Genomic DNA, 13,768 nt, shown 5'->3' with positions numbered 1-13,768 from the left:
CCGCCTGAACAGCAGTTTCCCCGCGGCCTCTCTGAATGACGTTGCACGGTTGACAGCAGAGGACCAAAAGGGGAACTGCCATGACGACTAAAGCCATCGACAGCGGCCCGGCGGGCAAACCGCAGCTGCGCAAATCCCTCAAGCTGTGGCAGGTGGTGATGATGGGCCTGGCCTATCTGACCCCGATGACAGTGTTCGACACCTTCGGCATTGTCTCCGGCCTCACCGACGGCCATGTGCCGACCTCCTATTTGCTGGCGCTGGCCGGCGTGTTGTTCACCGCCATCAGCTACGGCAAACTGGTGCGCCAGTTTCCTACCGCCGGCTCTGCCTACACCTATGCGCAGAAGGCGATCAACCCGCACGTCGGTTTTCTGGTGGGGTGGTCGTCGCTGCTGGATTATCTGTTCCTGCCGATGATCAACACGCTGCTGGCGAAGATTTACCTGACCGCGCTGTTCCCGGAAGTGCCGCCCTGGGTGTGGGTGGTGGGCTTCGTTATCCTGATCACCGCCATCAACCTGAAAAGCGTCAATCTGGTGGCCAACTTCAATACCCTGTTCGTGCTGGCGCAGGTGGCGATCATTCTGGTATTTATCTACCTGGTGGTGCGCGGCCTGCACAACGGCGAGGGGATGGGCACGGTGTGGAGCCTGCGGCCGTTCCTCAGCGAGAATGCCCACCTGCTGCCGATCATTACCGGCGCGACTATCCTGTGCTTCTCGTTCCTCGGTTTTGACGCGGTCACCACGCTGTGCGAGGAGACGCCCGACGCCGCCAAGGTTATTCCGCGCGCCATCTTCCTGACTGCGCTGTACGGCGGGGTGATCTTTATTAGCGTTTCGTTCTTTATCCAGCTGTTTTTCCCGACCATTCAACGCTTTCACCAACCCGACGCCGCGCTGCCGGAGATCGCGCTGTACGTCGGCGGCAAGCTGTTCCAGTCGATCTTCCTGTGCGTGACCTTTATCAACACGTTGGCTTCCGGCCTGGCGTCGCACGCCAGCGTGTCGCGCCTGCTGTATGTGATGGGGCGTGACAACGTGTTCCCGGAGAAATTCTTCGGCTATATCCACCCCAAATGGCGCACGCCGGCGCTGAACGTACTGATGGTCGGGCTGGTGGCGTTGTCGGCGCTGTCGTTCGATCTGGTGACCGCTACGGCGCTGATCAACTTTGGCGCGCTGGTGGCCTTTACCTTCGTTAACCTGTCGGTGATCAGCCACTTCTTTATTCGCGAAGGGCGCAACAAAAGCTGGAAGGATCGCTTCAACTTCCTGTTCCTGCCGCTGGTGGGTGCGTTGACGGTGGGGGTGCTGTGGCTGAACCTGGAGAAGAGCTCGCTGACCATGGGGCTTATCTGGGCGACGCTGGGTTTCGGCTATTTGGCCTGGCTGACCCGACGTTTTCGTCAGCCGCCGCCGCAGTTGGAGCGGCAACCGCAGCAATAAATTCACAGGCGGGAGTTTCCCGCCTTTCTTTTTGGCGCGTGCGGCAGTAGAGTGAAAAAACTGATAAAAAATAACCTATTGGACCTGCCTTATGCCCGCTTTGCCCTTGCGTACCCGCGCCACGCTGCTCGGTTTGTTGGCCATCGTGCTGTGGAGCAGCGTCGTCGGCCTGATCCGCAGCGTCAGCGAAGGGCTGGGGCCGATCGGCGGCGCGGCGATGATCTACAGCGTCAGCGCGGTGTTTTTGCTGGTGGCGCTCGGCGTGCCGAAATGGCGCAGCTTTCCGCGGCCTTATCTCATCGTCGGCAGCCTGCTGTTCGTCAGTTACGAGATCTGCCTGTCGCTGTCGCTCGGCTACGCCAATACCCGCCTGCAGGCGATAGAAGTGGGCATGATCAACTACCTGTGGCCCTGTTTCACCGTGCTGATGGCGTTGGCGCTTAACGGCCAAAGAGCGAAATGGTGGCTGCTGCCGGGGCTGCTGCTGTCGCTGTTCGGCATCGGTTGGATCATGAGTGGTGAGGGCGGCTGGTCGCCGGCGCAGATGCTGGCCAACGTGCGCAGCAACCCGCTCAGCTACGCGCTGGCCTTCAGCGGCGCGGTGATCTGGGCGCTGTATTGCAACCTGACCAAGAAGATCGCCCAGGGCAGCAACGGCGTGGTGCTGTTCATCGTGCTGACCGCGCTGGCGCTGTGGCTGAAGTATGCCTTCAGCGCGGAAAGCGGCATGCAGTTCAGCCTCGGCGTGACCGTAACGCTGCTGTGCGCCGGGGTGGCGATGGGGGCGGGGTATGCCGCCTGGAACGTCGGCATCTTGCACGGCAACATGACGCTGCTGGCCACCGTCTCCTATTTTACCCCGGTGCTGTCGGCGGTGTTCGCCGCGTTGGTGTTGCACACCTCGCTGACCGTCAATTTCTGGCAGGGCGTGGCGATGGTCACTCTCGGTTCGCTGATCTGTTGGCGGGCAACTCGCGGAAATTAACGGAAATTATCCGCTGTCGTCGCAATGTTGAACTAGAATTTAACTAGCCATGTTGCCTGAAGGAACGACGACGATGAGAAGCGACATTCAATTTATTCAACAGCCTGAAATCGACGTGCATCACTATGAGCGCGGCGATACCGTTCGCCTGACCACGGCGAATTTGCGACATGAATATCAGCTCGACGTTTATATTTTGCGTCGCGACGACAAGCTGATTTACGGCTCGGTCGTCGCGGCGGCGCCCAAGACCGATATTCCGGTCGCCAGTTGGGAGGTGAAAAACGGTGAAGAGGTGGCGTTCCGCCAGGAAAACATCGCCAAAGCGGTGCCGGCGGTGAACTGATTTCACGTTCCGTACTTTCTCCTGATGCTGATGAAGGCCGGCGCTGGCGCGTCGGCTTTTTCTTTTCCACCTCGTGATGACGCCCTGATGTCATTTGGCTCAAAAACTGCGCTAAAAAACGCGGTGCATGACAAAAATCACAGCGAATGTGAATTTGCATGAAACATAATTTGACAAATGTGAACGCAATCGATTACCTATTCGCGAAATGCGTAACTGGATCACAGATTCTTACAGTCAGTGGTTTCTATAATGCGCGCGTCATCCGAGTTTCTGTGTGAAGACAACGCCAGGTGTCGGCAGACTCATTGTCATCTTTTCTAAACGGGCAGGAAATGGCCCTTTAAGCATGTGGTAATAAAATGAAAAAAATAGCTCTCGCAGCAGGTGTACTGCTCGCAGCGTCTTACAGTGCATCATCAATGGCTGATAGCAAAGACAGTCAATATGTCTCCGACTGGTGGCACCAGAGCGTTAACGTGGTGGGCAGCTACCACACCCGTTTCGGGCCGCAGCTGAATAACGATGTGTATCTCGAATACGAAGCCTTCGCCAAGAAAGACTGGTTCGATTTCTACGGTTACGTTGACGTGCCGAAGTTCTTCGGCGTAGGCAACACCCCGGATCGCGGTATCTGGGACAAAGGCTCCCCACTGTTTATGGAGATTGAACCACGTTTCTCCATCGACAAACTGACCGGCACCGATCTGAGCTTCGGTCCGTTCAAAGAGTGGTACTTCGCCAACAACTACATCTATGATCTGGGCCACAACGCCGACGGCCGTCAAAACACCTGGTACATGGGTCTGGGCACCGATATCGACACCGGCCTGCCGATGAGCCTGTCGATGAACATCTATGCCAAATACCAGTGGGAAAACTACCAGGCTGCCAACGAGAACAGCTGGGACGGTTACCGCTTCAAGGTGAAATACTTCGTACCGCTGACCCAGGTGTGGGGCGGCAACCTGAGCTACATCGGCTTCACCAACTTCGACTTCGGTTCCGATCTGGGCAAGGACAGTGGTAACGCGATCAACGGCAAACAGGTGCGCACCGGCAACTCTATCGCCTCCAGCCATATTTTGGCGCTGAACTACGATCACTGGCACTATTCTTTCGTGGCGCGTTATTTCCATAACGGCGGTCAGTGGCAGGATGGCGCGGATATCGGCACCCCGCAGGGCCCGATCAAGTCTACCGGTTGGGGTTATTACCTCGTGGTCGGCTATAACTTCTGATTTTCCGTGCTATCAGAAACAGAAAACCCCGCCTGGCGGGGTTTTTTTTTCGTCATCACTGGGCTTGTTCAACCGGGAGATGCTTCACCGGCATAAACAGTCTGCCTTTGATCACGTGACATTCATTATTTATCCAACTAATGATTTGTTCACGGCTGACGCCTTCCGACTGCGCGTACTGATGAAGATCGCCGTTAAAGTGCCGAGTGATGTATTCCATGAGGGTCATTTGCACGTCTTTTGCTCCTGAACGCCCACCCGTTGCCAGCCTGGCCACCGCGGGAGGTTGAGGTTTCTCAGACAGCGAATGTAAATTATCGGCAACGAAATCTCAACATAAAGCACCAGATTGGGGCGACAGCGGCGGGAAAAAGAATCCCGCACGGAGAGGCGGGAAATGTTCGCTATTATCATTACGGATGATAAGAATAAGATTTGAGGTGCGACGAAAAAGAGCACGCTAACTCTTTTTTGTTACCTTCCCACGCTAGCGTAAGGCTTATTTTTCTTCAAGAAAAATCTGAGACAAGCATCGGCATTTTCGAGGCATTTTGCGTTAAAACAAGAGAGTGGCGCGAATGCCGTAAAACCGCACTGTCATCTCGGAGTTTTCCTTATACTTTGTCTGGAAAAGGCCAGCTATAGTCAACAGAGTCACCCACGCAGGAATACACAACATGAACAAACGTCGTACGACTCTCACGGTGTTGGCGCTGATTGCATCGCTGGGGTTGTCATCCGCCCCGGCCTTGGCCGACAAAGGCGGCAATGGTAACGGCAACGGAAACGGCCATGGCAACAGCGGCAATCACGGCAATAACGGTAACCATGGCAACAACGGTAACAACGGCAATCACGGCAACAAAGGCAATAAAGATAAAGGCGGCTATAGGAACGACGATAATCTGGTATCCGTCAGCCTCTCGCGCGACCGCGCCCGTTCGCTGGCGCACAACTATGGCCTGACCGGCTACAGCTCGCTGCCACCGGGCATCGCCAAAAATCTGGCGCGCGGTAAACCGCTGCCGCCGGGTATCGCCAAAAAAGTGGTGCCTTACTCGATGCTGCGTGAGTTGCCGCAGTACCCGGGTTATGAGTGGCGTATCGCCGGCGACGATCTGGTGCTGGTCGCACTCAGCACCGCGATTGTGGCCTCCGTGATCAATGGCGTTTTCGACTAACGTTTGTCGAGCGTTATCGGGCCTCGCTGCGGCGGGGCCTTTTTATTTGCCAGCGCGGGGCGGACGTGGTGAACTTTGGGCCTTACGTTTTCACTGCATCATAAGGGAGGCGCCATGTTCAGGGCGTTATTGATAGCCTGCTGTTTGACCAGTTTTCCCGCGTTGGCGGGCGGCGCCGCCGCCATCGGCGAGCTGGTGAACCAACGGCTGTCGTTGATGAAAGACGTTGCCGGTTACAAGGCGCAGCAGCATTTACCGATCGAAGATCTGGCGCAGGAGGCGAAGGTGTTGGCCAGCGCGCAGGCGGAGGCGGGGCGTTTGGGGCTGGAGCCGGCGTCGGTACGGCCTTTTATCACCGCGCAGATGGACGCCGCCAAGGCGATTCAGTACCGCTATCGCGCCGACTGGTTGGCGAACCCGGGATCCGGCTGGGAGCCGCGCCCGTTGGCGCAGGTGCGCCCGCAGATCGCGCAACTGAGCAGCCAGATATTGCAACGGTTGGCGGAGCGGCTGCGTGCCGGCCCGCTCGGCGAGGCGGATCGGGCGGCGTTTATGGCGTCGGTGGATCAGGTGAATCTCAGCGACGCCGACAAACGGCGGCTGGCGGATGCGCTGCTGGCGGTCAAAACCGGCAGCGCACGCTGAGCGTCAGTCGCGGCCGACGGTGCTGCGGCGGAAGGTCAGCATCCGGCTGCGGTTGGCGATGAGATCCACGTTGTAACCGCGAAAATAGAGGCAAAAGCGTTTTAACCACGGGCCGTCCTGGCACTCCACCAGCATGCGGCCCTGGCCGAGCGGGCTGAGCGTGCCGGTCTGCGCCGCCGGGCCGACGCCGATATGCACCCGATTGCCGCGAATTTCAAAGGCGGTGCGATAGTGCGGGTGATACCACAGCCCCTGCACATGCTTCAGGCAGTCGCCGTTGGCCGTGACCGGCAGGAAACGGCGCGCCACATGCCCGACTTCGCCCTCGATCGCTTCACCGGTCCATTTCAATTTGATCGGCATATGGGCGGACAGCGACACCGCGTACCCATCCTCGCCCTGATACAGCGGCTCACCGCTGCCCAGATAGGCCAGATTGCCGTCTTTGACCTCCAGCCAGTGCGGCTCGGCCAGGGTGGCATAGAGGCCATCGGGGATCGCCGCGCTGCGCTGCGGCAACGGTTCGCCCAGCAGCGTCGCCATCACCTGTAAGACCATGCCGAAGCTGTCGCAGTCTTCGCGGTTGGCCACCAGCGCGACGCCGGCCTGACGGTCGGGCGCCAGCAGGAAATAGGTTTTGTAACCGGCGTGGGAACCGCCGTGGCCGAGTAAGCGGCGGCGGCCCAGCGGGGTTTGCGCCAGACCCAGGCCATAGGCGCTGAGCTGGCCCTGATTAAGGCGGCGCGGTGCGCCGAGTTGCGCCAGCACGCCTTGGCCGGGGCCCTCGTCGGCCAGCAGCGTCTGCAACCAGCGGGTGAGGGCGTTGAGGCTGCCGGTCAGGCTGCCGGAGGCGGAAAGGTGTAGGCCGGCGCTGGCGTGTTGCCAGCCCTGCGGCGCACGCCAGTAACCCGGCACCAACCCCGGCACTACGTCGAACCAGCTTTCCGGCGCCCGCATCTGCACCTGCAGCGGCCGGGCGATGTGCTGTTGCACCAGTTGGTCGAAATCATACCCTTTGCTGCGCAGCGCGGCCTCCAGCAGCCGATAGCCGGTATTGCTGTAGGCGATCTCGCTGCCGGCTTCGTAGTTCAATTTCTCCAGCCCCTCGACGAACTGCATCACCGGCTGCGCCTCGCTGACGGCGTGCAGCGAGATGCCCAGCAGGCCGAGCGTCTCGCGCACGTCGGGCAGGCCGCCGGTCATGTCCAGCGCCTGGCCGACGGTAACGTTCGCCAACGCGGGCTGCAGGGCGGGGAGCAGTTCACCCAGGCGTTGCTCCAGCCGAATGGCGCGCTCGGTGGCGTTCAGCGCCAGCGCGGCGAAGATATGCTTGGTCACTGAGGCATAACGCACCACGCTGTCGGCGGTGAAGGGGGTGTTCTGCGCCAGATCGGCCAGGCCGGCGCAGGCGGTGGCGCGGCGTTGTTGGGCGTCAAACAGGGTGATGGCGCCGCCGGGTTCGCCATGCCGTTGCCAGCCGGCCAGCAGTTGTTCGGCCAAGGCGCCGGCAGCGCGCCAGTTTAACGGTGTTACAGACATAGGGCCTCCAGAGAGTATTCGAAACGGGCCAGCTCGGCCACACGCCGCCCGGCGCTGAGCGCGGGCTTTTGGGCTGATTGTGGCGCAGTGCGTTTTTCGTCGGCCGCCGTTTTGTGCGCTGTTTAGACCAGCTAGCGGGGAATCACGCGAAACTTTGATATAGCGCGCAGATTGCTGCTGGCGTTGCGGTTAGAGGCAGGAGAAAAACAGGCGCCCGGCGGCGCCTGTAAAGGGGGATCAATTCAGTCTGGCGGCACCGTCCAACAGGCTTTCAATCATCTGCTTGAGCAGGCGCTGCAGCGAGGCGGCGCGCTGGGGCTCGAACGCAAAAGGATACTGTTCGGACATGTAGTTGACCTGCGCCAGTTCGAGCTGGATCGCATGCTGTTGCTGCTGCGGTTGACCATAGGCGCGGGTGATATAACCGCCCTTGAAGCGGCCATTCAGCACGTGGGTGTACTGCTGTTGCTGCTCGCAGCAGGCGACCAGCCGATCGCTCAGCGCCTGGGCGCAGCTTTCACCGCCGTTGGTGCCGAGATTGAGATCCGGCAGCTGGCCGTCGAACAGCCGTGGGATCACCGAGGCGATCGAGTGCGCGTCGAACAGCAGCGCATAGCCGTGGCGCGCTTTGAGGCGCGCCAGTTCGTTCTGCAGCTGCTGATGATAAGGTTGCCAAATTTGCTGCAGGTAGAGGGCGCGTTCTTCGTCCGTAGGCGCTTTGCCCGGCAGGAAGCTTGGGCGACCGTCGAACAGCACGTCGGGATACAGGCCGGTGGTGGCGGTGGTGTACAGCGGCTTGTCGTCCGCCGGGCGGTTCAAATCGATGACGAAGCGCGAGTAGTTGCCGACCAGTACGCTGGCGCCCATCGCCCGGGCGAAGTCGTACAGCTGCGGAATGTGCCAGTCGGTATCGGGCAGCGGGCGAGCGTCGTCGGTCAGCCCGGCTTCGACCGCCGGCGTCAGTTGTGTGCCGGCGTGCGGGATGCTGATCAGCAGCGGCAGGCTGCCGGTCTGGAAGCTAAAAGGATCGCGAATGGTCATTGACGTACTTCTCCTCGGAAAATCACCGTACAGGGCAGCTGGCCGCCCAACCAATAAGCCAGTTCCGCCGGCCGCGACAGCGGCCAGTGAACGAAGTCCGCCACCTTGCCGGTTTCCAGCGTGCCGTGGCTGTGCTGCAGCCCCAGCGCTTTGGCGGCGTGGGTGGTGACGCCCGCGAGCGCCTCTTCCGGCGTCAGGCGGAACAGCGTGCAGGCCATGTTGATCATCAGGCGCAGCGACAGTGCCGGCGACGTGCCGGGGTTGGCGTCGCTGGCGATCGCCATCGCCACGTGGTGTTTGCGGAACAGCTCTACCGGCGGGCATTGGGTTTCACGCAGCAGGTAGTAAGCGCCCGGCAGCAGCACCGCCACGGTGCCGGCGTCGCCCATGGCGCGGGCGTCTTGCTCGGTAGCGTATTCGAGATGGTCGGCGGAGAGCGCGTGATGGCGCGCCGCCAGCGTGCTGCCGCCGAGGGCGGAGAGCTGTTCGGCGTGCAGTTTGACCGGCAGACCGGCGGCTTCGGCGGCGGCGAAGACGCGCTCCACCTGCGCCGGTGAGAACGCCAGATGCTCGCAGAAGGCGTCGACCGCATCCGCCAGACCGGCGGCCGCCGCCTGCGGGATGATGGTGTCGCAGACCAGATTGATGTAGTCGTCGGCGCGGTTGGCGTATTCCGGCGGCAGCGCATGGGCCGCCAGACAGGTGGTTTTCACCTCGACCGGCAGCAGCTCGCCCAACTTGCGCGCCACCCGCAGCATTTTCAGTTCGCTCTCCGGGCTGAGGCCATAGCCGGATTTGATCTCCACGCAGGTGACGCCTTCCGCCAGCAGCGGCCGCAGGCGGAACAGCGCCTGCTCCAGCAGCAACGCTTCGTCGGCCTCGCGGGTGGCTTTCACGGTGGAGATGATGCCGCCGCCCTGCGCGGCGATGTCGGCGTAGCTTACGCCGTTCAGCCGCTGTTCGAACTCGCCGCTGCGATTGCCGCCGAACACCAGGTGCGTGTGGCAGTCAACAAAGCCGGGGGTGATGATGCCGCCGTCGAATTTCACCGTTTCGTCCGCGATAAGATCGGGCGGCAGCGCCGCATGTTCGCCAATCCAGACAATCTTGCCGTCGCGTACGGCGATCGCGCCGTCGGTCAGGGTGTGATATTTACCGTCGCGCATGGTGACGATATCGGCGCCGTGCCACAGGCTGTCACAGTGGATCTCAGACGTCATTGCTTTCCTCCGCCGGAGCCGCAGCTCCCACATGGTTGTATATACAATTAAAAATAACCTAACGCATTCACCGGGATGTCACAAGAGGCGGGCGAGATTTTGTTATCAGGATGTGATCGACAGCGGAGATGCGGGCGCAGGGCGCGCCCGCCGGGGTTCAGACTTCGCTGGTGAAGCGGCCGAACAGCTGATAGCGGCTGCCGGGGTACAGCAACCGCGCCGAGGTCACCACGGTTTTGCCGGACCAGGTGCGGCGATGGATCAGCAGGCCGGGTTCGTGATCCTCCAGCTGCAGCAGCTCGCGCTCCCGCCGGGTGGGGATCACCGCTTCGACGATGTGTTCGCCGGCGGTCAGCGGCGCGGCCTGCGTCAGGTAGGTGTAAGGGGTGACGCGGTCGAAATCCTGCTTCAGGTAATCCGGCGCCACCAGCGGGTTGACGCAGCGGTCTTCCACCTGCACCGGCACGTCGTTTTCGTAATGCACGATCTGGGAGTAGAACAGCCGTTGGCCGGGCTGAATGCCCAGCGCCGTCGCTTCTTCCTCGCTGGCCGGGCGGGCCTTCAGCTCGAGGATTTTACTGCTGTGGCGATGGCCGCGCGCGGCGATCTCATCGGCGATGTTGTGCACTTCCAGCAGTGCGGTATGCGCCTTGGCTTCGGCGACGAAGGTGCCGACGCCCTGCATGCGGATCAAAAAACCTTCGCTGGTCAGCTCGCGCAGCGCGCGGTTGATGGTCATGCGGCTGACGCCCAGTTCCGCCACCAGTTCACTTTCGGAGGGCACGCGCTGGTGCGGTTGCCAATGCCCCGCACGGATTTGATTCACGATCGCCTGTTTGACCCGTTGGTAGATCGGGGCGGGGGCATCGCTCATTGCAGCCGCCAGTTGTAACACGGTCTGTTGTTCAGCCACGACGTTAACCTCGTCAAATAAAAAAATAATAACACCAGTTTACTGTTGATGTCGGCGTATGTATATGTATATACAACTAGTGGCCGTCGCGCCAGAAACTTGCCGGCGGCCGCCAAAAAATTCCTGAATGCGCGCCATCGCCGCGCCTCATTCACCGTTACATCAACCGTGGAATACTGCCATGCCTGCTTATTTTGCCCCACGCGCTTTGCTCCCTGAGGGCTGGGCGCATAACGTCCGGCTGGACGTCGATGCGCAAGGTTACCTGACTCAAGTTACCGCCGACGCTGAACCGCAAGGCTGCACCCGGCTGCACGGCGATGCGGTGCCGGGCATGCCGAACCTGCACTCCCACGCTTTCCAGCGCGCGATGGCGGGGCTGGCGGAAGTGGCGGGCAACCCGCAGGACAGCTTCTGGACCTGGCGCGATCTGATGTATCGGCTGGTGCAGCGCCTGACGCCGGAGCAGGTGGAGGTGGTCGCCCGTCAACTGTATATCGAAATGCTCAAGGGCGGATATACCCAGGTGGCCGAATTCCACTACCTGCATCACGACGCCGACGGCAAGCCTTACGCCGATCGCGGTGAGATGACCGGCCGCCTCAGCGAGGCCGCGCATCAGGCCGGCATCGGCATGACGATGCTGCCGGTGCTGTACAGCTACGCCGGTTTTGGCGCCCAGCCGGCCCAACCGGGGCAGAAACGGTTTATCCAGGATGCCGAAGGCTATCTGCAACAGCAGCAGGTGATTGCTCGCCAGCTGGCGGATCGTCCGTTGCAGAATCAGGGGTTGTGTTTCCACTCGCTGCGTGCGGTGGAGCTGGGGCAGATGCAGCAGATTTTGGCCGCGTCGGATCGCACCTTGCCGGTGCATATTCATATCGCCGAGCAGCAAAAAGAGGTGAACGATTGCCTGGCGTGGAGCGGGCAGCGCCCGGTGGCCTGGCTGTATGACCATCTGCCGGTGGATCAGCGCTGGTGTCTGGTGCACGCCACCCATCTGGATCGCGACGAGCTGGAAGCGCTGGCGCGCAGCCGAGCGGTGGCCGGCCTGTGTCTGACCACCGAAGCCAACCTCGGCGACGGTATTTTCCCCGGCGACGCGTACCTGCAGCAGCAGGGGCGCTGGGGCATCGGTTCCGACAGCCACGTTTCGCTCAACGTGGTGGAAGAGCTGCGCTGGTTTGAATACGGCCAGCGGCTGCGCGATCAGCGTCGCAATCGCCTGACGACGCCGGAACAGTCGGCGGTGGGCGATGTGCTGTACTCGCAGGCGCTGCAGGGCGGCGCGCAGGCATGCGGCGCGCCGATCGGTCGGCTGCAGAGCGGCTATCGCGCCGACTGGCTGGTGCTGGACGGGGACGATCCGTATCTGGCGGCGGCGCCGGACGCCTCGATCCTTAACCGCTGGCTGTTCGCCGGCGGCAAAGAGCAAATTCGCGACGTATTCGTCGGCGGCCAGCAGGTGATCGAGCAGGGACGGCACGCGCTGCAGCAGCAGAGCAGCGCCGAGTTCCTGCAGGTGCTGAAAACCTTTCAGCAGGAGGCGTAATGGGCCTGACCCGTTTTAACTTTGCCGCGCTGCCGGTCAGCCCGTGGCGCAACGGCGGTGGGGAAACCCGTGAAATCGTCAGCTGGCCGCCGGGCGCGCAGGATTTTGACTGGCGCGCCAGCATCGCCACCATCGCGCAGGACGGGCCGTTTTCCGCCTTTGCGGGCATCGATCGTTCGATCACCCTGCTGGAAGGCGACGGCGTGCGGCTGTTCAGCGCTGGGCATATCGACCATCAGTTGGCGCGCGTCGGGGAGCCGTTCGCGTTTTCCGGCGACGTGGCGCTGGAAGCGACGCTGCTGGGCGGCGCCAGTCAGGATTTCAACATCATGACGCGCCGCGGCCGGCAGGCGGCCGAGGTGCGGCGCAGCACGGCGCCCGTCACCCTGCTACCCAACCGGGCGGGCGTGCTGTATGTGCTGAGCGGGGTCTGGTCGCTGCCGGGGGGCGGCGAGCTGCGGGCGCGCGAAGGCGTCTGGTGGGCGGCGCAGGCGGTGAGCGACGAGGTGAAGCCGCTGACGGCCGACGGCGCTATTCTGTGGGCGGACATCACAGCCTGCTAACGCGGAGTAGAGTCCTGCGCCTGGTTATGGGATTATTCACTTTTCCTCATTAATCATAAAGAAGGGCGCATGGCTTCGCTGAAAGACGTCGCAAAACTTGCCGGAGTCTCGTTGATGACGGTGTCCCGCGCCATCAATGAGCCCGGCAAGCTGCGGCCGGAAACCTATCGGCGCGTCAAACAGGCTATCAACCAGTTGGACTATGTGCCGGATCTGTCGGCGCGGCGTATTCGTGGTGACGGAAATCGCGTACAGACGCTCGGCGTGCTGGCGCTGGACACCGCCACGACGCCGTTCTCGGTGGATATGATCCTGTCGATTGAAAAAACCGCGCGCGAGCGCGGCTGGAACAGCTTCGTCGTCAATCTGTTTGCCGACGACAACGCCGAACAGACCGTCGATCTGCTGCTGGCGCATCGCCCGGACGGCGTGATCTTCACCACCATGGGGCTGCGTCAGGTGGATGTGCCGGCCAAACTGTTGGACAAAAAGCTGGTGTTGGCCAACTGCGTCAGCCCGGCGCATTCGATCGCCAGCTACATTCCTGATGACGAGCAAGGGCAGTATGACGCCACGCGCACGCTGATCGCCAAAGGCTATCGTTCGCCGCTGTGCATACATTTACCGGCGGATACGCTGGCGGCGGGGCTGCGCCGCCGCGGTCTGGAGCGCGCCTGGCGCGATGCAGGGCGCGATGTTGAACAGCTGCGGCAGTATCATCTCGATCTGAGCGGCGGCGATCAAGGCTATCGCGACTGCGTCGCGCTGCTGGCGCGGCATTTCTCTGCCGGCCGGCGCGATTGCGATGTCGTGGTATGCGGGAACGATCGGATAGCCTTTCTGGTTTATCAGGTATTGCTGGCGCAAGGATGGCGGATACCGCAACAGGTGGCGGTGCTGGGCTACGACAACATGGTTGGCATCGGCGAGCTGTTCCTGCCGGCGTTGACGACGGTGCAATTGCCGCACTACGAGCTGGGCCGCCTTGCGGCGCTGCATGTGATCGAGCAGCGGGAACAGCGTGATACGGTGAAAGTGCCTTGCCCGCTGTTGGCGCGTGGTTCGCTGTAACCGCACCGGGTGCGTCGCTG

The 13,768-nt window shown here is 61.5% G+C and carries 14 protein-coding genes; 9 read left to right on the top strand and 5 right to left on the bottom strand.

Features of this window, described 5'->3' with window-relative positions; translation table 11 throughout:
• The first annotated feature begins 80 nt into the window (after positions 1-80).
• The 4 genes from ACMGF9_RS13430 to ACMGF9_RS13415 all read left to right on the top strand — a co-directional run bounded on the left by ACMGF9_RS13430 (position 81) and on the right by ACMGF9_RS13415 (position 4,023).
• Positions 81-1,451 carry an APC family permease gene (locus ACMGF9_RS13430; protein WP_015377638.1) on the top strand — a complete coding sequence of 457 codons (1,371 nt, stop codon included), beginning with the start codon at positions 81-83 and terminating at the stop codon, positions 1,449-1,451.
• Positions 1,452-1,542: 91 nt separating this feature from the next.
• Entirely contained in the window at positions 1,543-2,436 is an 894-nt protein-coding gene (gene yddG, locus ACMGF9_RS13425) for an aromatic amino acid DMT transporter YddG (protein ID WP_048323071.1), read from the top strand.
• Positions 2,437-2,509: 73 nt separating this feature from the next.
• The gene (locus tag ACMGF9_RS13420; RefSeq protein WP_004941292.1) at positions 2,510-2,782 is read left to right on the top strand and encodes a hypothetical protein; all 273 of its coding nucleotides are present in this window, start codon (positions 2,510-2,512) and stop codon (positions 2,780-2,782) included.
• Between the two features lie 362 nt (positions 2,783-3,144).
• Positions 3,145-4,023: a nucleoside-specific channel-forming protein Tsx gene (locus tag ACMGF9_RS13415; RefSeq protein WP_031300510.1), complete on the top strand. Its 879-nt coding sequence runs from the start codon at positions 3,145-3,147 to the stop codon at positions 4,021-4,023.
• A gap of 55 nt (positions 4,024-4,078) precedes the next feature.
• Here ACMGF9_RS13415 and ACMGF9_RS13410 read toward each other — a convergent pair whose 3' ends face one another.
• Complete coding sequence (locus ACMGF9_RS13410) at positions 4,079-4,258, bottom strand: hypothetical protein (RefSeq protein ID WP_031300509.1); 180 nt, start codon at positions 4,256-4,258, stop codon at positions 4,079-4,081.
• Positions 4,259-4,700: 442 nt separating this feature from the next.
• Here ACMGF9_RS13410 and ACMGF9_RS13405 point away from each other — a divergent pair, with 442 nt between their 5' ends.
• Positions 4,701-5,204 (top strand): anti-virulence regulator CigR family protein, encoded by a 504-nt coding sequence (locus ACMGF9_RS13405; RefSeq protein WP_004941297.1) that lies wholly within the window; start codon positions 4,701-4,703, stop codon positions 5,202-5,204.
• A gap of 114 nt (positions 5,205-5,318) precedes the next feature.
• Entirely contained in the window at positions 5,319-5,849 is a 531-nt protein-coding gene (locus ACMGF9_RS13400; protein WP_031300507.1) for a chorismate mutase, read from the top strand.
• Positions 5,850-5,852: 3 nt separating this feature from the next.
• Here ACMGF9_RS13400 and ACMGF9_RS13395 read toward each other — a convergent pair whose 3' ends face one another.
• From ACMGF9_RS13395 to hutC, 4 genes are all read right to left on the bottom strand, one after another.
• Complete coding sequence (locus tag ACMGF9_RS13395) at positions 5,853-7,388, bottom strand: serine hydrolase domain-containing protein (RefSeq protein ID WP_099982221.1); 1,536 nt, start codon at positions 7,386-7,388, stop codon at positions 5,853-5,855.
• Between the two features lie 237 nt (positions 7,389-7,625).
• Positions 7,626-8,429 (bottom strand): N-formylglutamate deformylase, encoded by an 804-nt coding sequence (gene hutG / locus ACMGF9_RS13390; RefSeq protein ID WP_004941302.1) that lies wholly within the window; start codon positions 8,427-8,429, stop codon positions 7,626-7,628.
• Complete coding sequence (gene hutI, locus ACMGF9_RS13385; protein WP_004941304.1) at positions 8,426-9,649, bottom strand: imidazolonepropionase; 1,224 nt, start codon at positions 9,647-9,649, stop codon at positions 8,426-8,428. Before hutI ends, hutG begins: the two co-directional genes overlap by 4 nt.
• A gap of 157 nt (positions 9,650-9,806) precedes the next feature.
• A complete protein-coding gene (hutC, locus tag ACMGF9_RS13380; RefSeq protein ID WP_015377644.1) occupies positions 9,807-10,562 on the bottom strand; it encodes a histidine utilization repressor in 756 nt (251 codons plus the stop codon).
• A 181-nt stretch (positions 10,563-10,743) separates the two neighbouring features.
• Here hutC and ACMGF9_RS13375 point away from each other — a divergent pair, with 181 nt between their 5' ends.
• From ACMGF9_RS13375 to ACMGF9_RS13365, 3 genes are all read left to right on the top strand, one after another.
• On the top strand, positions 10,744-12,114 hold the full coding sequence (locus tag ACMGF9_RS13375; protein ID WP_411749122.1) for a formimidoylglutamate deiminase: 1,371 nt from the start codon (positions 10,744-10,746) through the stop codon (positions 12,112-12,114).
• The gene (locus tag ACMGF9_RS13370; protein WP_156865560.1) at positions 12,114-12,677 is read left to right on the top strand and encodes a HutD family protein; all 564 of its coding nucleotides are present in this window, start codon (positions 12,114-12,116) and stop codon (positions 12,675-12,677) included. The genes ACMGF9_RS13375 and ACMGF9_RS13370 overlap by 1 nt, the downstream gene beginning before the upstream one ends.
• A gap of 69 nt (positions 12,678-12,746) precedes the next feature.
• Positions 12,747-13,748 (top strand): LacI family DNA-binding transcriptional regulator, encoded by a 1,002-nt coding sequence (locus ACMGF9_RS13365; protein ID WP_414160277.1) that lies wholly within the window; start codon positions 12,747-12,749, stop codon positions 13,746-13,748.
• Positions 13,749-13,768 lie beyond the last annotated feature (20 nt).

Origin of the sequence: Serratia sp. BNK-23, from assembly GCF_047456145.1 — a bacterium.
Taxonomy (GTDB): Bacteria; Pseudomonadota; Gammaproteobacteria; order Enterobacterales; family Enterobacteriaceae; genus Serratia; species Serratia nematodiphila.
This window is presented reverse-complemented; position numbering and strand designations above follow the sequence as displayed.